The sequence below is a fragment of the Neptuniibacter pectenicola genome, assembly GCF_001597735.1.
Lineage (GTDB): Bacteria > Pseudomonadota > Gammaproteobacteria > Pseudomonadales > Balneatricaceae > Neptuniibacter > Neptuniibacter pectenicola.
Genome location: NZ_LUTS01000150.1, coordinates 1 through 254, shown reverse-complemented (window position 1 = coordinate 254; position 254 = coordinate 1). Strand labels below are relative to the sequence as shown.

Here is a 254-nt window from a genome sequence, read left to right as displayed (position 1 = left end):
CACATCGATCTGCGCTGGCGTGATCTCACGACCATCGACTTGCAGTCGAATAAAGTAATCGTATTGGGCAAGGTTGGTGATCGCCGTTGCCGCATCGGCTTTTTCAGCACTGGTTAATTGACCATCGGCGTTTTTATCAAACTCCATCAACATGTCCACACTGGAGAACACATAAAATTGCCAATAAGCTTCAAGAATCTGCACTTTCGGCGACGATAGGTTCACTTGATAGTAGGAATCGATCCAAATATGCG

At 46.1% G+C, this 254-nt stretch carries 1 protein-coding gene; it reads right to left on the bottom strand.

Features of this window, described 5'->3' with window-relative positions; translation table 11 throughout:
- The coding region (locus tag A3773_RS17285; protein ID WP_156473575.1) for a DUF1007 family protein at window positions 1-254 on the bottom strand (254 nt) is incomplete at both ends.